Source organism: Gottfriedia sp. NPDC056225, assembly GCF_042267765.1.
Taxonomy (GTDB): Bacteria; Bacillota; Bacilli; order Bacillales; family Bacillaceae_G; genus Gottfriedia.
On the sequence record NZ_JBHJTJ010000009.1, the window covers coordinates 103,812 to 123,076 of the forward strand.

The following is a 19,265-nucleotide window of genomic DNA, read 5'->3' on the forward strand; positions in this document are numbered from 1 at the left end:
ATACACCTTATTCCCTTTTCAAGTTAACTGGGTTGCCCAATAGTCCAGTTCGCTTGATAATAAATGTAACTTTAACGTCAATTTTTGCTTTTGAAAATTCCTCAGGCCAATTATTTTTAATTGCTTTCCACTTTTTAGGATTACTCGTATGAACGATATCTCCGAAACCAAAAACATCACTCTTATACTTTTGAGCGTGTTCAATGCTTTCAACAATCTGCTTTTTTACAACTTTTGCAGCTTCTTTTTCTAATTTAATTAAGTCGCTTACATCTTCTAGTTTAATTTTACAGCCAGTTTCATCGACTAAACTCAATAGTATATCTTTAATCTTAATAACAGGTACATTTCCATTAACATCCACTTCGGTTTTAATATCTTGTTCTAAAAAACGTAGTGAGGTAAATTTATTATCCCCGCAAGGTACTGAAAAATTTGACTGTTCGATTTTATCTTGAACCATTAATACGGCTCTAATATCTCTTCCATCAAGCCAACCGATGAGTTTATTATTTCGAAAAACAGCCAAATCATCTATAAACGTTTGTGAAGGAGTCATCTTTTGAATGTTAGTCAAATTATTTTTCCCCTTAGAATTATCAGTAATTTTGACACCACTAATCGCAATCTCTTTGCCTGTGTATGCTAAGTTTTCAGCTAATTGAAATATATTTGGATTTACACTTTCACCTAGTGAAAAATTTACATTTTGTATCTTTGATACCATTGCAACAGCTGCAACTTTTTTAATGGGTGTCAATGTATTTAGAATATTCTCTGCTGTTGAATCTTTAGCTACAAGTACTGACATAAATGCTGAAACACGTGGTTCTCTAATTATACTATCCACAATCTCTTCAATACCGTGTCTAGCTGCTTTTTCACCAATTACTGTTAGTGCAACATGTGTGAAATCTTTTTTTCTCGTTATTTTTTTTGCTGCATCTCGAATTGCTGCAGAAATTGTATTTCCAGTGCTTGTATAAACAAAAACTGGTGATGCGTTTCCACCTCCACCTCCAGTTCCACCTGTTGATAAGTCAGTTGGACTAATTATTTGTAATGTAACTTTATAATTTGAGTCTTCTGACCAATCAATTCCAAGCCCTAATATAAATGAAATTTCGTTCAATTCAGTGTAATTACTACATCCTGAACTAAATAATAATAATGGAATGATTAATGCGATCTTACGTATTCGATTCATTTTCTTCACCCATTTTATTTTTTTGTTTTTTTCGTATTCGAGATGAATCTGGAACTACATCTTTCTTTTCAGTCTTTAATAGTCTCTTAGGAATATGAATAAATGTATCTTCATTATCTTTAATAGATAATGGAGATAGTGGCATTAAATATGGCACCCCAAATGAATCAATCGTATTTAAATGAACTAACCAAAATAAAAACATTAATGCAATACCATATAAACCAGCAACACCTGCACTTATTATAAATAAATATCTAACTAATCTAGCTGAAGCAGCAACACTGTAATTTGGAATTGTAAAACTAGATATTCCAGTAATTGAAACAACGATAATCATAGCAGTGGAAACGATTCCCGCTTGAACAACCGCTTGACCAATTACTAGTGCGCCTACAATTGCAACCGTTGAAGCAAGCACTCTTGGACTACGTATACTTGCTTCTCTTATAATCTCAAATGCAAATTCTAATAATAATAACTCTACTATCGCAGGGAACGGAACGCCTTCCCTTTGGGCAGCAAGGCTAACCATTAATGGTGTAGGAATCATAGAAGGATGATGTGTAATTAATGCAAGGAAACAAGCTGAAAATAGTAAAGAAATAAAAAAAGCTACTGACCGTAATAATCGTAAAGATGTACCAACAATATAACGCTGATTATAATCATCTGGTGACTGAAAAAACATCGGTAATGTAGCTGGCAAAATAAGCCCTATTGGACTACCATCCACAAGTAAGCCAATTCTCCCCTCTAATAAGTTTGCTGCAATCACATCAGGTCTTTCAGTATCCAAAACTGTTGGAAATGGGCTATAAGGCTTTGTTTCAATAAGCGATTCAATATAAATTGTTTCTAAAACACCATTAATCTTAATATTTTCAACTTTTTCTTTTATTGAATGCAATAATTCTTTATCCACCTTGTCCTCTAAATAGGAAATGACCACATTTGTATTTGTGATATCGCCCACCTTCAACATTTCCATCTTAAACTGTTTATTTCTAATTCGATAACGAAGCAAGGACATATTTGTTGCGATCGACTCAGTAAAACTATCTTTTGGGCCACGAATAATCGTTTGCCCAGTAGATTCTGAAACTGAACGGAATTGCCCACCCTTCGTATCAATAAGTAATACTTTTTGCTGATGATCAAGAAAGATCGCAGTGTCACCATTTAACAACGACATCATGATGTTATTCCATTCAGTTTCAGTTTTAACTTGTGGAACATCGAACGTATTGTCTTTTAGTTCATTAAAAAAGTTAAGATCACTTAAATTATCTACATTAGAGTTTTTCCATTTATGAAGAATCGGATCAACAACAAATTGGCTAATCATGTCACCATTTGAAATGCCTTGCAAATGGATTAGTGCCATTTTTCTTTTTTTGGTTTCCCCAACCTCAAACTCTCTAGTAATTAAATCCGCACAATATTGCAGTTCATTATTTATATTTTGTAAATTTTTTTGTAATTCGGATGATAAAACAACTTGAACTTTAACTTTGTCTGATTGTCTACTTCTCTTTGGATAACCCAATCGCATACCAATCACCTATCAATTTATTTATTACTATTTAAAATTTGTTAAATGTAGAAAAATTATGCTATTTATTACCATTTTTTTGAATTAAGAGACAATATCATGCAGAATTTCTTATTTTGTTCAATAATTAGGAAACGTTTAAAAACAACAAAATTCATTTTTTTATTATGTTTTCTGATGTTTTTGAACATTTTTTTTTAAAAAATTAGAGAGATTTTAATTCAGGAGTGGGAAAACGTTGATTTTATAAGGGATAAATAACCCAATTGACTGTCAATTAAATATTTCTAATAATCAGAATATAAGGTTAATTCCTTAAGATAAATTTGAAGGGGTGTATTGTATTTGAAGAGTAATTTAGTCATGCCACTCAAGGTTGTTTCTACTAGTTTTATAGCAGCTAGTTTGCTATTTTCTAGTCACACTTTTGCTTCGGTTGATTCTACTTCTCAGAGTGGCATATCAAACGTTGAGCAATACTTGAAAAATTTAACAAAAGAGGATCGCAATCGAGTTCATAAAAATGTTGAAACAACGGACCAAGATAAATATTTATCACCTAAGCTCGATACGACTAGTAATAAACCTGTGAGCATCATCGTTCAATTTGCACAGGACCCGGCTAAAACGGATGTAAAGAAAAACGAAGAAAATGGCATAGCAGTTTCCCTAGACGTTGCTAAAAATAAAGTAGAAAAATCTCACCAAAATTTTAAAAATAAAATCGGACAAGCAAAAAAAGCCATTCCAAATATTCAAATTCGTAAAGAATACCGTCAAGCATTTAACGGTGTTGCGATGACTGTACCCGCTAATGAAGTACATACTATTCTCGCGATGGATGAAGTAAAAGCAATATTCGAAGATAAAATTATCCAAATAGATCCATCTCCATCCGAGACACAATCAAGTGAATCAATTAGTCATTCCCCTGCAGATGATAGTACTGAAAATATTGGTGCAACAAAGCTTCATGAAGAAGGTATTACTGGTAAAGGTGTGAAGGTTGCTGTAATAGATACAGGAATTGATTATAATCATCCTGATTTAAAAGATGTTTATAAAGGTGGATATGATTTCGTGAATAACGATTCTGATCCAATGGAAACAACTTACGATGACTGGAAAAAATCTGGAGAACCCGAAACTAATGCGTTAGCTGGATCTACATACTATACTTCCCATGGAACTCATGTATCTGGAACGATTGCGGGTCAAGGTAAAAATAAAACAGATTATGCAGTGACTGGAGTTGCACCTGGAGTTGACCTTTATGCATACAAAGTGCTTGGACCATATGGATCAGGAACTTCAAGTAACATCATCGCAGGCATCGATAAAGCAGTAGCAGACGGAATGGATGTTATTAATCTATCATTAGGTTCAAATTATAATGATCCTCTTGATCCAAATGCAATCGCAATAAATAATGCAGTTTTAGCTGGAACGACTGCAGTCATTGCGGCTGGTAACTCTGGTAGTGATTTATATTCACTTGGTTCACCTGGTACTTCTCCGCTAGCTTTAACAGTTGGTGCAAGTGATTTTTCTATGACTATCCCTACAGCTACTGGTACGGTTAGTTCAAATGATAATCTATCACTCTCGAATTTAAGACTTCTAGCAAAAAGCTTTGATGATGACTTAAATACATTAAAAAATCAGTCTCTACCAATCGTATTTGTAGGATTAGGAAATAGTGAAAGTGATTATAACGGCAAGGATGTAAATGGAAAAATCGCACTGATCGAACGTGGAATACTTTCTTTAAATGAAAAAGTAATGCTTGCTAAGAAACATGGTGCAAAAGCAGTTTTAATGTACAATAATAACCCAGAAGAAGGCCAAATTCCTCATTATCTTGGAAACGGATTTGACTTTATCCCTTCATTTACGCTTACAAATGAACAAGGATTAAAAGTTGTTGATCAAGTAAATCAAGGGAATGCGACATTTACTTTAAACTCTCTTAGTGAAATAAAAACTGGTGGAGATACATTAGCTGACTTTAGTTCGCGTGGTCCATCAACCAGATTTTATGATATTAAGCCTGAAGTTACTGCACCTGGAGTTGCTGTTTTCTCAAGTGTACCAGCTTATCAAAATGGACCAAATCATCTAACTGATTATACAAACGCATACATGAGTGCATCTGGAACATCTATGGCTACACCTCATGTTGCTGGAGCAGTAGCGCTCCTTCTTCAAAAACATCCAGAATATAAACCAGAAGATGTCAAAGCTGCTTTAATGAATACAGCAGATAAGCTACAAAAAGATTACAGTGTATTCGAAGTAGGTGCAGGAAGAATAGATGTTTATGAAGCAGTACATGCTAACTTGCATATTAAAGTGCTAGATAAAACAATCAGTACAAAAGATGGTAATGATATAACAATACCAGATGTTACAGGAGCTTTAAGCTTCGGTCCACAGGTTACTGAGGACAAAGAAAAAACAGACTTTCGAGTAGTTTCTATTTCGAATAATAGTAACAAAAAGAAAAAATATAAAGTTCAAGTTAAGTTTAATCAAAATGTAAAAGGTGCTAAAGATGCTTTAGCTAATAATGTAACTTTAGATGTACCTGATTCAATTACACTTAATGCAAACAAAACAATAAAAATTAAACCAACGATTCACATCCCTGATACAGCAGAATTTGGTAATTATGAAGGTTATATTTATATTACAGACAATAGTAATCCTGATGAAGTTTATCAATTACCATTTGGCTTCAAGCACTTACAAGAAGGCATTAATAATATCAATGCATATGAAGACGCATTCACAACACGACGAGACTTAAATCATAGTTTCCCATCTGGAACAGGTATTGAATTTTCACTTAATAGTTCGATGGAAACGGTAGATCTTGTATTAAAAGATGCGAAAACTGGGAAAGAACTCGGACTGGTTGATGCATACGAAGGACTTTTCACAGAGGATACTCCTTTTGAAACTGAGTACGGATTTAACGGACTTTATAGTGCATTTACAGGTCATAAAGATCATCCAATTTCATATTCAAAAAAGCTTGCACCTCCAGGAAAATATGAATTGGAACTAATCGCAACTAACAGAGAAGGTAAAACATTTAAAAAGTCTGATATCTTTTATATTGAAAATACGAACCCTATCGTAAAAATGCAACAACCAGGTGGAGTATATGAAGTAACTGAAGACGGTATGAATGTAAAGGGTAACATCTATGATCAACAAGTAGATATCATGAATCAAAACGGATTTAATTGGGATCAGTCTTCTAACATGGTTAACTTAATTAATAAAACAAAATACTCATCAACACCTTTAGCAATTGAAAAAAATGGTGACTTTGAATTTAATTTAGGTCTAATAGACGGTAAAGATGTCACAAAAACCACTCTAGATGCCTATGACTATGCACAAAATGGTATGCAAGATCATCCTGATTTCTCATACACACTTGTAAAAAAAGGACTTCCATATGCAAAACTAGCAGCAAGCAAAAATGATGTAAAATACGGCGAAAATGTAACGCTATCACTTAGTGCACATAATATTAAAGATTTAACAGGTGGAGAATTTACATTAACATTCCCTTCAACAACTTATGACATCGCAAATGTATCATTAAATAAGGATTTTACTAATTATGCTAAGTCACATGGTTTAAATGCTGACCTTAAAATAATTAACCAAACTACAAATAATATCATACTTAATACACAATTAACTGGTGATTCAATCCAGCCAATTCAAACCGCTATGCCATTAATCGATATTACATTTAAAGTGAAGGAAAAACCAAGCACATATATTAAATGGATTCAAAACATTGATATTACAAAATCTACAGCATTTTCATTAAATCAAGCACCTGCTACTATTCTAGGTTTCGGTCAAGGGATCAATATCGTTCCAACTTACTCTCAGCTTGAAGGTGGTATACTTGCGGACGGATTTTTAGATGATTGGGGTATTTGGTTAGACTACAAAAAAGACTTTTCTAAAGCTGGTATGAGTTTAAAATTAGTTTCAAAAAGTGGTAAGACATATACAGGAGAATTTAACAGCAGCGCACGCTACTTTGTTAAAAATTTACCAGCTACTAATGAAGAATACGATTTAACTGTCAAAATTCCAGGTCATTTCGATCGACATGTAACTGTTAATGATTTATATGACATTACGAATGGTAATACCGTTGGACGCTTATCTTATATTTTATACGCACCCGTTATGGGCGGAGACGTAAATAACGATGATATAATCGATGTATTAGATGCGGATTATATTAAAACATATTGGGGTACTAACAAGCGCGCAGCTGATATCAATTTCGATGGGATCGTTGATGCAAAGGATATGAGCTTTGTTCAAAGGAATTATTTAACACCTAACCCTGATGTCTTAGAAGCTCCAAAAGGTAAAAAGAAAATTAAAGGCGAAACTCTTGAGGATATAATGAAAGATTTAAATATTCAATAACGTAAAAAACGTCGGATCTTTTAGTTCCGACGTTTTTTTAGAATTCTATAGTTTTTCTAAAATGAGCTTAAATAATCCTTCATTTCATTAACTAACTCCTGATGTGACTCATACATGCTCATATGCCCCGCACTGTTTAAAGTAACAGTTTTTATATTATCTTTTTTGACTGAAAAAGTTTTTTCTGGCGGAATGATTTGATCGTCTTTCCCAGCTAATAATAGTACTGGTAAATTCGTATCGTTAAGTACATGATTTCGATCTGGTCTGTCCTTCATGCTAATCAGTGCTTTAACCGTACCTTCGACTGAAGTTTTATAACCAATTTCCTTTGCTGATTCTATTTCTGAATTATTTTTTTGGAAGTTTTTTGGAGAGAAAAGTTTAGGAATCAATCCATCCACTACATTTTTAACTCCTTCATTTTTAACTTTTTCAACATTTGCCATTCTACCTTTTTTTGCTTCAGCACTATCTGGATATGCTGTAGAGTGAATTAATGAAAATCCATTTAAATACCGATCATATCTTTCCGCAAATGCTAGTGTAATATAGCCTCCCAATGAGTGCCCAAACATAGTTACTTGGCTAATGTTTAATTGATCTAGTAGATCTTTCATTACATCTGCATAATCTTCAATTGAATGTTCTTCCTTTATAGAAGTAGACTCTCCATGCCCAGGTAAATCAATTGCGATTACTCGATAATTCTCTGCAAGCTTTGGTATTACTTTTTCCCAATATTCATGACTTCCCATAAATCCATGAATTAAAACAATTGTCTTACCTTTACCTTGATCCTTATACGCAATTGTTAAATTTTGAAGTTCTACTTTACTATTAATGATCATTCAACCCCATTCTAGTTTATTCATTAAATAGTAGACTATTTTCGTCTACCCTTTATCCACATTATAAATATAAATTACCATTATTTAAAAATATATACCAATTTATGTATTTTCTATTATTAATTTTCTCTTTGAGCAGATTGAATGATTATCATTCGTATGATTCCAATTTATTAGCTGATTTTTATACTATATCAACGAGAATCTGTGTTATTTCAACCGGTTTTGGCATTATATCAACGAAGTTCACAACTTTATCAATATAGTTCAATTTATGTTCGCATTTTTCAATCTTAAGTCCTGGCTATTTCAACGATCAAATCTGTCAAAGAAATTTATGAACGAAGACCAGCCTTTTATGCACAAAATTAGCTGCTTTATGAACAAAAGTCACTATTTTATGAACAAAGTTCACAGCTTTATGAATAAAGTCCATATTTTGTTCGTCTTTTGGGCAAAAAAAGATGCCTCACAATAACTTATGAGACATCTCCTTATAATATAGAACTTATCTATCTTTTGTTTTAAAGACAGAATCATTTCGTTGTATATTATGATTCTGATTTTTATTAATAAATAGATACGCTACAGATAATACAATTAACCATGGTATTCCGAACTGGAGCATAATTTTAAAGCCTGTAAACCAAGAAGTAATCGTTAATCCTAATAATAAAATTGCTCCTAAAATTGTGAAATAAGGGAATCCAATCATTTTTACTGGTAATTTTCTACCGCCTGATTTTTCCCATTTCCTTCTAAAAAACAGATGAGATATAAAGATTGTCATCCATGTAAACATGGCACCGAACATTGAAATTCCCATCATAAAAGCATAAGAAGAATCTGGAAGAACGGCATTGACAATAGCAGCAACAATAATCCCGATCGTTGAAACTGAAAGCGCGCTTACTGGAACACCTCTTTTACTGACTTTCCCTAAAATCTTCGGAGCATGATTGCTTTTTGATAGTGAATACACCATTCGCGTCGAAGCATATAATTGACTATTCATCGCAGATAAGGCTGCAGTCAATATAATAAAATTCATAACGCCAGATGCAAAAGGAATATTTAATATTTCCATTACTTTTACGAATGGACTTTCATCTACTCCTGCCGACTTCCATGGAACGATAATCAGCATGATTCCGATTGTTAATACATAAAAAATCGATAAACGGAAAACCGTTGCTTTAAGAGCTTTTGGAACAGCAATATCGGGTTCTTTTGCTTCGCCTGCTGTAACCGCTATCATTTCTGTTCCTAGAAAGCTAAATAATGATATGAAAACAGCTACCCACATGCCCCACCAACCAAATGGCATAAATCCACCATCATTGGTCAAGTTCTCTACACCTATATTCCCATGGTTAGATGACCCAAATAAGACATACGATCCAAGTAAGATAAAACCAACAATTGCACTTACTTTAATCATTGAAAACCAATACTCAAATGTTGCAAATGTATTAACACTTGTAGCGTTTATATAAATTAAAACTGCTGCAAAAAACGTAATCCAAACAATTCCTGGCACTGTTGGAAACCAATATTTCATATAGACTGCAATTGCACTTACTTCTACTCCAACAGCAAGTACTTGTGCCACCCAATATGAATAGCGGACAAGATAACCAGCCATAGGATGAATATATTTTTCGGCAATAGTTCCAAACGAGCCACTTGTAGGATGTGCAACAGTCATCTCAGCTAAGCACCCCATTAGTAGTAAAACGATGAAAGCACCTACTGCATAACTTAGTAATACGCTCGGTCCAGCAGTTTTTATTGCAAGTCCACTTCCAAGGAATAAACCTGTCCCGATCGCACACCCCATTGCAATCATCGTCAGTTGACTTGTTTTTAACTCCCTTTTTAAGCCTTTTTCTTGCTCGTTTTCAATTTTATAATTAGTGGTGGATTTCTTCATGATCTCATCCCCTTGTCCCCTTCGATAGCCAACTGATCTTATGCCACAACTTCACGTTCATTTTTAAATTTTTCATACTGCTTTTCAATCATGATTTTCTTAAGTGTTTGAACAACTTCCCAGACTTCCTCGTAAGATGTGTAAAGTGCTACAGGTGCAAGACGAATAATATTCGGTGCTCTAAAGTCAGGGATAATACCGTTTTCTTTTAACGATTTACAAATACGTGCTGCTTCTTCATGCTCCAGACTCACATGCCCTCCTCGGCGTGCATCTTCTCTAGGTGACCCAATGAAAAATCCCATGTTTGGCAATTCTTTTTCAATACAATCCATTAAAAATTGATTTATACGAAGTGATTTTTCGCGAATTGCATCAATACCTGCTTCTGTAAAAATCTCTAATGAACCAATTAATGGTGCGCAGCTTAATACATGAGGTGTACCGATTTGATAAGCTCCAGCAGTTTCAGCAGGCGTTAAAGTGTGCTCCATATCAAATTGCTTATCTTTTCTTGAACTAAACCAACCTGCAAGTCCAGGCATTGCTCCAATATGTTTACGGTTAACAAATAAGCCACCTACGCCACCTGGTCCGCCATTTAAGTGCTTATAATTACACCAATAGGCAAAATCAACATCCCACTCACTAAATGAATGTGGAATTGATCCAACTGAATGACATCCATCAAAGCCAATTAAAATTCCTCGTTTATGTGCTTCTTCAGTTAAACGCATCATATCTAAAATTTGACCACTTCGATATAAAACTGTCGGTAAAATAATCAAAGCGATTTCATCCGTCATTGCATTAATGATATCGTCCTCTTCTAAATAACGGCCATCTCTACTCTTTACACAAACAAGGTCTTTTTCAGGATCTAATCCATGAACACGTAGTTGACTTTGAAGAGCATAAATATCAGATGGGAATGTAAGCTCATCTGCTAAAATCTTTTTTCGATTACCATTTGGTTGAAAAAATGTAGCAACTAACTGATGTAAGTTAACTGTTGTGGAACCGGTTACAATTACTTCCTCAGAAGAAGCACCTACTAATGGAGCCAATTTCTCTCCTAATTTTTCGGCCATGAAAAACCAAGGATGATTTCCATTCGTCCAACCATCTATACCGTAATTCTTCCAATCATCTAAAGATTCTAGTAAAGTACGCTCGGCTCTTTTAGAAAGCAGCCCTAATGAATTGCCATCCATATAGATTGAACCAGGCTTTAAGTAAAATTCATCTCTAAACTTTGTAAGTGAATCTACACTGTCCATTTTTTTTGCGTAATCTAATGTATTATCTATTACTTTCGTATCCATTTTTGCTCCTCCTCTATCAATCTACTATTTATGAAAAAATCATATCAAAATAACTGACATTATGTCAATGACACGATGTCATATTTTCAGATAATAAAAACAATTCAAATATTATACTAGCTTATAAAGTTCAGTTTTTTCTTACATTTCTTCCATTTTGATTAATTTACCTATATGCTAGAAGTAATATATCTTGGAGGATTGTAAGTATGAGTAATGACAAAGTAGAATCTAAGCGTCAATTACGTTCATTAATGACAAGACAGAAACTTTTAGAAGCTGCTAATGAAGTATTTCTTGAAGAAGGATTTCAAAAAGCTACTATTACACAAATGATAAAAAGAGCTGATATCGGATATGGAACAGCGTATGTTCACTTTAAAGGCAAGGAAGACCTTTTGATTGTATTAATGGAAAGCGTTATGGAAAGATTTTATACAATTGCTGAAACTTCTTTTTTTCCAGAAACCAAAGAATCAGCAGAATCGATCATATATAAACAGGCTACTTTATTTCTAAAAATGGCAGAAGATGAGCGAAATATGATGCAAATTTTCGAACAAGGTATTGGAATATCTGACGTAATCTCTGACAAATGGAAAACGATCCGAGAAAAATTTATTAATCGCATAACATTAGATATTTCTTACGCTCAAGTAAAAGGGTTAGCAAGAAAAGAGTTAAACCCTGAACTAGTCGCAAGAGCTTGGTTTTTTACAAATGAGATGTACTTATGGGAAATCGTTCGAAATGAGCAGCATTATTCGATAGATGAAATTGCAAAAACAATCACATCACTATATACTACTGGTCTTTATTAGTAGTGGCTGTCTTTAAAGTTTGAGGCAGCTTTTTTTGTTTGGTATGCAAAGAAGTAACAGCTCTCTTCTAAGTGTCGGATTAACAGAAATACGAACAAATTATGTATTTTGTTGATAAAGCTGTGAACTTTATTGATATACTAGGTATTTTTGTTGATATAACATTGATTTTTGTTGATATAACATTGATTTTTGTTGATATTGATGAAATAACACAAAAAAACCCGCAAGGAAGCCGAACCTCCCCGCAGGTTTTTACCACAAACGAGAAACTATTTCGATTTAGCGCTACAATACGTATCTCTTAAAATAAACTTTTGAACTTTACCAGAAGCATTACGAGGAAGTTGATTAATAAATTCTACTTGTCTAGGAATTTTATAACCTGCTACCCGCTCACGGCAAAAAGCTTGAATTTCTTCAAGAGATAAATGATGGTTTGGTTTTAATACGACAATGGCTGTTACGACCTCTCCCCATTTTGAATCTGGAGTACCGATCACTGCCGCTTCTAAAATAGAATCATGTTCGTATAAAACATTCTCTATTTCAACCGAGTAAATATTTTCTCCACCTGAAATTAACATGTCTTTACTACGGTCCACTAACGTAAGGTATCCTTCTTCGTCAACAACAGCTAAATCTCCAGTGTACAACCAACCATCTTTAATCGTTTCTGCTGTTTCTTTTGGCTTTTTATAATATTCCTTCATAATTGTTTCACCTTTTAAGATCAATTCGCCAACTTCACCAGGTACAACTTCCTCGTCCTTTTTATTAACTACTTTAATGACTGTATAAGGAAAAGGTGTTTTTCCAGTTTTACCAAAATGTTGCGCATGATCATCAGGAGAAAGATAAAAACCAGTAGGGCCTCCTTCTGTTAGTCCACATAAACTAAAAAATTGATTTGTATTAAATAGTTTCATACTTTTCATTAATATTTCTGGTGGCATTGGGGCTGCACCGTATGCGCATCTTTTAACGGATGATAGATCATATGATTTCGCATTTGGAACTTGCTGCAAGTAGTTATACATTGTAGGGACACCGAAGAATAAAGTAATTTTGTATTTTTCTATATCCTTTAAAACATTTACTGGGTTAAATTCTCTATGAACAATATTTGTCATACCTAAATAGATACCCGGTAAAAGGAAGATTACAAGTTGAGCACAGTGGAATAATGGAGCAACATGCAAAAATCGATCATCGCAGCTCTGTCCCATTATTGCACCAAAACCATTTATTAATTTTTCAATTCTTTTATAGTCGAAAAGTGCACCTTTTGGCTGACCTGTTGTTCCAGAAGTATAAAGTAAATGAAAATCATCGTCGGCTGAAATCTCTACTTGCGGATCACCATCAATTGATGTCATAACCTCAAAAAAGTTTAAACAATTCGGCGATGAGCTTATTGGAGCAGTAATTATGTTTCTTACTTTAGTTGCTGATTTTGAAGCAGTTAAAACGACTTGTTCTAATTCGGCATCACAAATTACCACTACACTATCCGACTGTTCCAAAATATAATCAACTTCACGAGATACGAGTCTGAAATTAACAGGAACAACAACCGCACCTATTTTTACTCCTGCAAAGTAACTAATCGCAAACAAGTCTGAATTTGCCATCATAAGTGCTAGTTTCTCACCTTTTTTTAAGCCTAGTTTCTGTAACCCCCATGCAAAACGATTAACAATTTTATTGAATTCCTTATATGTGTATGAACGGTCTTGATAGACTAATGCTAATTTATCTGGGTGTCTTTGTGCGTTTAACGATAATACGTTTCCGATACTCATTTACTTACCCCCGTTTTAAATAATTTAGAATTTAATCAATGGACCTTAAAACTGTTATAATAAGTGAAACATAAATGTAAAGGGACTTTAAATACAGAATTTTCAATTTATTAATTAGATAGTTTCCCTTCTATTCAATACATTTCCTCACTCCATCTCTATTGGTTTCTTAATTTATTCTAGCTCGATCATTCCCTCTCCTTTATAAGCTTAAATTATCATTTTAATTTTGTTCAGATTTGTAAGATTAACTAATAGGGCAATCAAGAAAAAGCCATTCTCAGGTGAGGATGACTTTAAAATAAAGAGGATAAACTTTAGAAATTTGTGATGAACTAAGTATGACTTCAAATAATCATTCTCACTTTCTAACCCCATCCAATGCATTAATTGATTAAAGGTCTTATCTGCGAGGAAAATAGATTCATTTTTATTTTTCAACACTCTGAAACCACTCTAAGTGGTTTTTTAATCGCGCATAGCCCCTGCCTCGCGAGAAGTCATTGCTCCTTGTCCATTGGCTACGTCAGTTTGAATTTGTTGTTTTACTTTTTGTGGATTAGTTCCTGATTGCATATTAGAACCCATATTTTGCTTACCTTGTTGATTCTTTGGCATAATACCCCTCCTAATTTTGTTGTTTTAACAAATTTATTATTTGCAAAAAGGATCAGTGTATCCCGAGAAATTTATGTATTTTCATATTAAGATTCAAAGGTCTTTCTTATTCGGATTAAGATTATTTTTATCAGAAACTAAAAAAATAAATACGAAATAGTTTGACTATTCAGATTTACAGAATTATAATCATATTAAACTAACTACCGGTAGTTAATAAATAATGAACTTAAAAATTAGGAGATGATTTTTTATGAAATATCCACTTTCACCTGATGTAAAACCTGAGTTTTGTACAACTGGAACGTTTATGAGATTACCTTCTGCACGAGAAAATGCAAAAATCGCAATTGTCGGTATGCCATTTGATACTGCGGCTTCATTTCGCGTTGGTGCACGTTTTGCACCTCAGGCAATCCGTCAATCTTCTATGACACTATTCCCATATCACCCAATTCATAAGGTATACCCTTTTGACGATAGTAATGCGATCGATATTGGAGATGTGTCGGTTATTCCTCATAATATTCATCGAAGCTATAAAATAATGGAAGACGCAATGTTTGAATTGATGGATAATAACATCATTCCAATTGGTTTAGGTGGGGACCACTCGATCACTTTAGCGAACTTAAGAGCTGCTGCTAAGAAATATGGTCCAGTTGCAATGATTCATTTTGATTCTCATACGGACACATGGGATACATATTACGACGAAAAATATTGGCATGGTTCACCTTTCATTCGTGCTCACGAAGAAGGACTTTTAATACCAAATAAAGTTTTCCAATTAGGTATTCGAGGCACATTGAACCATCCTGGAGATATAGATGCTAGCCATGAGCTTGGTTACAATGTAATTACAACTCCTGAAATGTATGAACGTGGATTTGAGGATATTTTAACAGAAATAAAAGAAGTAATTGGTGATACACCATGTTTCTTAACATTTGATATTGATTTTGTCGATCCTTCTTGTGCACCTGGAACTGGGACTCTTGAAGTAGGCGGCTACAATAGTATGGAAACATTAAAAATGATTCGTTCGTTAACTGACTTTAATTTTATTGGTTTTGATGTTGTTGAAGTACTTCCATCATATGACCCAACTCAAATTACATCACTTTTAGCTGCAACACTTGTTCATGAATTTGCTAGTTTAGCAACATTGAAAATCAATAAATAACTAAAAAATAAATATTTCATAAAAAAGTTCTGTTTTCCCCTAACAGAGCTTTTTTGCATTAAAAATCAACATTATTTAGACTTAACTGTGATTCCAGTTTATAATCTAGCTAACAACAGTTAGTTTCGGAGGATGAAATATGACAAAGGATAAGATTATCGCAGCAGCACTCGCCTTATTTTCCAAAAATGGCTATGAAGGCACAAGTTTGACTGAAATTGCAAAAGCAGTTGGCATTCAAAAGCCATCAATTTATAACCATTTTAAAAGTAAAGAAGAAATCTTTCTTACCATTTATGAAAATATTTTATGGCTTCATGTGAAAAAAGTAGAAGAGTTGATGGAAAACATACATGAGTTATCAGTAAAGGAACAACTTTATCAAATTCTTAATGTAACATTTAAATATTATATTGAGTTTGAGGAACAGTCTACTTTCTTAAACCGAGCAGTCTTTTTTTCACCTGAATCTTTAAAAGAACAATTACATACTCAGTTCATGGAATCTGAAGAAGCAATGTCCACAATTTTAAGATCAGTGATCGATAAAGGGATTAAAAATGGGGAAATTCGCGTTGGTAATGTTGAAGATTTTGTTATGTCTTTTTATTGTTTAATTGATGGGATTTTTATTGAACTATCTTATTATGGTGCTGAAAAGATGAAACCAAGAATATCGAATATATGGAGAAACTTTTGGTACGGCTTTAAAAATGACCAATAAAAAAAGGCGTTCGAAGACTCGAATGCCTTTTTTACTTTTATTACTGATTTGAAGTCAATTCAGCTTTAAATTGATGTACGATATCATCTGAGGCAGGTGCAGCAGGCTTGTAAAACCCTTTTTGAAGTGCATAATTGTACAATGTACGTTGACGTGCTTCATCTTGATTGCGTAATTGAATTAATGTTTGTCTTAATTCATTATTATTAGATTCATTAATGAATCCAGCATAAGCTGTTAAACTAGCGTTTAGTCCTGCTAAATAATCATTTACCATATCTTTATCTTGAAACATAGTTGTGCCTCCTTATCCTAAAAAATTTAAAAGTTGTTGTCTAGATTGCTGTGCTGATTGTGCATCTCTTTGTAATAATGCTTTTAATTCTGGATCAGAACAATTTTTAGCATAAGCCTCTAATTTATTAGAAATCGTACTATGCCCTCCAATGATGTGACGAAGATTTTCTAATTCAAGTTCTGTTAATGAATTGCTCATATCTAATCTCTCCTTTCGATCAAAAAACTACCTTATTAATTTTCCTAAATTCTGTAAAAAAATACATTAAAAATATCAGGTTTAAGCTCCCAACTAAAGGACTTATTCTTCAATTTGAAACTTACAAAATATAAAAAAAGGGCACCCTTTTCGGATACCCTCTTAAAAATTTTTATTATAAATTATAACTCACTACTAAAGTCAGCTTCTTCTAATTTAACCATTTTAGTTCGCTTAATTACCTTGTAGCCTATATAACCAATTATAAATAATGGTAATCCGATGTAGGATACTGAAACCGCATACCAGTCAATTTTACCACCAGTAAATGCTTCATAATTCGTACCTAGCATTGCTACTAAACATAACACTGTTGCTAGAATTGGACCAAGTGGGAACCATTTCGCTAAATACGGTAAATCCTTTAATTTTCTTCCTTGGGCAATATAAGCTTTACGGAAGCGGTAATGTGTAATAGAAATACCTAGCCAAGAAATATATCCTGCTAAACCTGCTGCGTTTAACAGCCAAGAATATACGGTACCATCACCAAATAATGAAGTTAAGAAACAAAGCATACCAATCAATGTTGTCGCAATTAAGGCAGCAACAGGTACTCCACCTTTATTTACTTTTCGTAAGAATTTAGGTGCTCTTCCTTCTTCAGCTAATACCCATAGTACACGAGAACCAACATATAAACTTGAATTTCCTGCAGATAAAACTGACGTTAAAATGACTGTATTCATCGCAGCCGCTGCAAACGCAAGCCCAGCATGTTTAAATACTAATGTGAATGGACTAATCGCAATAGCATCTACATCTCCACCTAATAAATTAGGATCGTTATAGCTTATTAAACAACCAATCACAAAAATCGCTAATACATAAAATAATAAAATACGCCAAAAGATTTGTTTAATTGCTTTTGGAATATTCTTTTGAGGATTTTCACTTTCACCAGCAGTTACCCCAACCATTTCAGTTCCTTGGAAAGCAAATCCTACGACCATAAATACACTAAATATCGATAAGAAACCACCTTTAAATGGTGCCTCTCCTTTTGTAAAATTATCAAATCCACCAGTATGACCACTCATAATACCGAATATCATTAATAATCCAACTATAATAAAAATGATAATTGTTGCTACTTTAATAGTTGAAAACCAAAACTCAGATTCTCCATATCCTTTAACAGATAGAACATTTAAACCAAATATTAAAGCAAGGAATATTGCACTCCATATAATACCTGGAGCATGCGGGAACCAATATTTCATAATTAACGCCGATGCCGATAATTCTAATGCAAGGATAATCGCATTGTTATACCAGTAATTCCAACCGACAGCAAAGCCTAGTGCCGGATCGACGAATCTTGCAGTATAAGTGCTAAAAGAACCAGAAATTGGTATTAAAGTTGCCATTTCCGCTAAGCTAGTCATTAGGAAATAAACCATGATACCAGCAATCATATATGCAACAAGTGCACCGCCAGGACCTGCTTGACTAATTGTTGCTCCACTTGCTAAAAATAGCCCAGTACCAATCGTACCGCCCATAGCGATCATTGTTAAATGTCTTGTCTTTAGTTTTCTCTCTAATTGCTCTTTTTTAGGCGCGTTACTTTCAATAGTGAAATCATTTTTTCGGTTTGTATTTTGCATGAATACACCTCTTTATTTTAAATTGAAATTTCTCCTAATACGAATAAGACTGTTAAAATTTTAAGAGCTTGAATTCTAATCGATCCACTGTTGAATAAATTGTCCTTCTGTTAATATTTTGCAAAACACAGTCTAAATTACCCATTTTAATACTAATCCTAGAAGGTGAGCAGTGTAAAGATGTAAATACTCCCTTGTAAACTTATCGAATCAATAAATCTTATACCTGCACCATTGATAACGTTTTCATTTTTTTTGCTTTCGTCGTTAAGTTGTACTTAATTTAAATTATCATAATATGACGAAAAATAACAGGAATTTTTTCATTGTTTAGATAATTTTGAGTTATTCAAGAATAGTATATTTTTCAAAAATCGTATATTTATTTGAAACAATAAATATATATTAAATCCAAAGTTATACATAAAACAAGTATTAATTTTTAGATTAGAAAAATCATATTTTGAAAGCGCTTCGTTATGATGAAGTATTGATTTTCCTTTAATAACAAGAGTTAAGACATATTTTAGAATTCTAAATGAAAGAAACTCTATCTTTGAAAATCATCACTGTTAAGTTTTTATTTTCTTAGAATCATACC

At 33.3% G+C, this 19,265-nt stretch carries 14 protein-coding genes; 4 read left to right on the plus strand and 10 right to left on the minus strand.

All coding sequences use genetic code 11. The features are described from left to right. Positions 1-7: 7 nt before the first annotated feature. The gene (locus tag ACFCYN_RS08865; RefSeq protein ID WP_172445453.1) at positions 8-1,207 is read right to left on the minus strand and encodes a Ger(x)C family spore germination protein; all 1,200 of its coding nucleotides are present in this window, start codon (positions 1,205-1,207) and stop codon (positions 8-10) included. After that, positions 1,191-2,762 (minus strand): spore germination protein, encoded by a 1,572-nt coding sequence (locus ACFCYN_RS08870; protein WP_172445454.1) that lies wholly within the window; start codon positions 2,760-2,762, stop codon positions 1,191-1,193. The genes ACFCYN_RS08865 and ACFCYN_RS08870 overlap by 17 nt, the downstream gene beginning before the upstream one ends. A gap of 345 nt (positions 2,763-3,107) precedes the next feature. On the opposite strand from ACFCYN_RS08870, the gene ACFCYN_RS08875 reads away from it, so the two are divergent. After that, on the plus strand, positions 3,108-7,235 hold the full coding sequence (locus ACFCYN_RS08875) for a S8 family serine peptidase (protein WP_375948789.1): 4,128 nt from the start codon (positions 3,108-3,110) through the stop codon (positions 7,233-7,235). A 56-nt stretch (positions 7,236-7,291) separates the two neighbouring features. Here ACFCYN_RS08875 and ACFCYN_RS08880 read toward each other — a convergent pair whose 3' ends face one another. From ACFCYN_RS08880 to kynU, 3 genes are all read right to left on the minus strand, one after another. After that, positions 7,292-8,086, minus strand: a complete 795-nt coding sequence (locus tag ACFCYN_RS08880) for an alpha/beta fold hydrolase (RefSeq protein ID WP_375948791.1) — start codon at positions 8,084-8,086, stop codon at positions 7,292-7,294. 508 nt (positions 8,087-8,594) lie between these two features. Continuing rightward, entirely contained in the window at positions 8,595-10,019 is a 1,425-nt protein-coding gene (locus ACFCYN_RS08885; protein WP_375948793.1) for an amino acid permease, read from the minus strand. 38 nt (positions 10,020-10,057) lie between these two features. After that, positions 10,058-11,344, minus strand: a complete 1,287-nt coding sequence (kynU, locus tag ACFCYN_RS08890) for a kynureninase (RefSeq protein WP_375948795.1) — start codon at positions 11,342-11,344, stop codon at positions 10,058-10,060. Between the two features lie 209 nt (positions 11,345-11,553). On the opposite strand from kynU, the gene ACFCYN_RS08895 reads away from it, so the two are divergent. Beyond that, the gene (locus tag ACFCYN_RS08895; RefSeq protein ID WP_375948796.1) at positions 11,554-12,165 is read left to right on the plus strand and encodes a TetR/AcrR family transcriptional regulator; all 612 of its coding nucleotides are present in this window, start codon (positions 11,554-11,556) and stop codon (positions 12,163-12,165) included. Between the two features lie 272 nt (positions 12,166-12,437). Here the strand turns inward: ACFCYN_RS08895 and ACFCYN_RS08900 are convergent, their stop codons facing one another. Then, positions 12,438-13,970 (minus strand): class I adenylate-forming enzyme family protein, encoded by a 1,533-nt coding sequence (locus tag ACFCYN_RS08900; RefSeq protein WP_172445459.1) that lies wholly within the window; start codon positions 13,968-13,970, stop codon positions 12,438-12,440. 468 nt (positions 13,971-14,438) lie between these two features. Next, complete coding sequence (locus ACFCYN_RS08905; protein ID WP_172445460.1) at positions 14,439-14,588, minus strand: hypothetical protein; 150 nt, start codon at positions 14,586-14,588, stop codon at positions 14,439-14,441. 253 nt (positions 14,589-14,841) lie between these two features. Here ACFCYN_RS08905 and speB point away from each other — a divergent pair, with 253 nt between their 5' ends. Both speB and ACFCYN_RS08915 read left to right on the plus strand, forming a co-directional pair. Continuing rightward, positions 14,842-15,774, plus strand: a complete 933-nt coding sequence (gene speB / locus ACFCYN_RS08910; protein WP_172445461.1) for an agmatinase — start codon at positions 14,842-14,844, stop codon at positions 15,772-15,774. Between the two features lie 139 nt (positions 15,775-15,913). Next, positions 15,914-16,498 (plus strand): TetR/AcrR family transcriptional regulator, encoded by a 585-nt coding sequence (locus ACFCYN_RS08915; RefSeq protein WP_172445462.1) that lies wholly within the window; start codon positions 15,914-15,916, stop codon positions 16,496-16,498. 40 nt (positions 16,499-16,538) lie between these two features. On the opposite strand, the gene ACFCYN_RS08920 is transcribed toward ACFCYN_RS08915, so the two are convergent. The 3 genes from ACFCYN_RS08920 to ACFCYN_RS08930 form a co-directional block, all read right to left on the minus strand. Beyond that, positions 16,539-16,793, minus strand: a complete 255-nt coding sequence (locus ACFCYN_RS08920) for a spore coat protein (protein ID WP_172445463.1) — start codon at positions 16,791-16,793, stop codon at positions 16,539-16,541. 12 nt (positions 16,794-16,805) lie between these two features. Next, on the minus strand, positions 16,806-16,994 hold the full coding sequence (locus tag ACFCYN_RS08925; protein WP_375948799.1) for a DUF305 domain-containing protein: 189 nt from the start codon (positions 16,992-16,994) through the stop codon (positions 16,806-16,808). Positions 16,995-17,176: 182 nt separating this feature from the next. Continuing rightward, positions 17,177-18,664, minus strand: a complete 1,488-nt coding sequence (locus tag ACFCYN_RS08930; RefSeq protein WP_375948801.1) for an amino acid permease — start codon at positions 18,662-18,664, stop codon at positions 17,177-17,179. Positions 18,665-19,265: the final 601 nt, after the last annotated feature.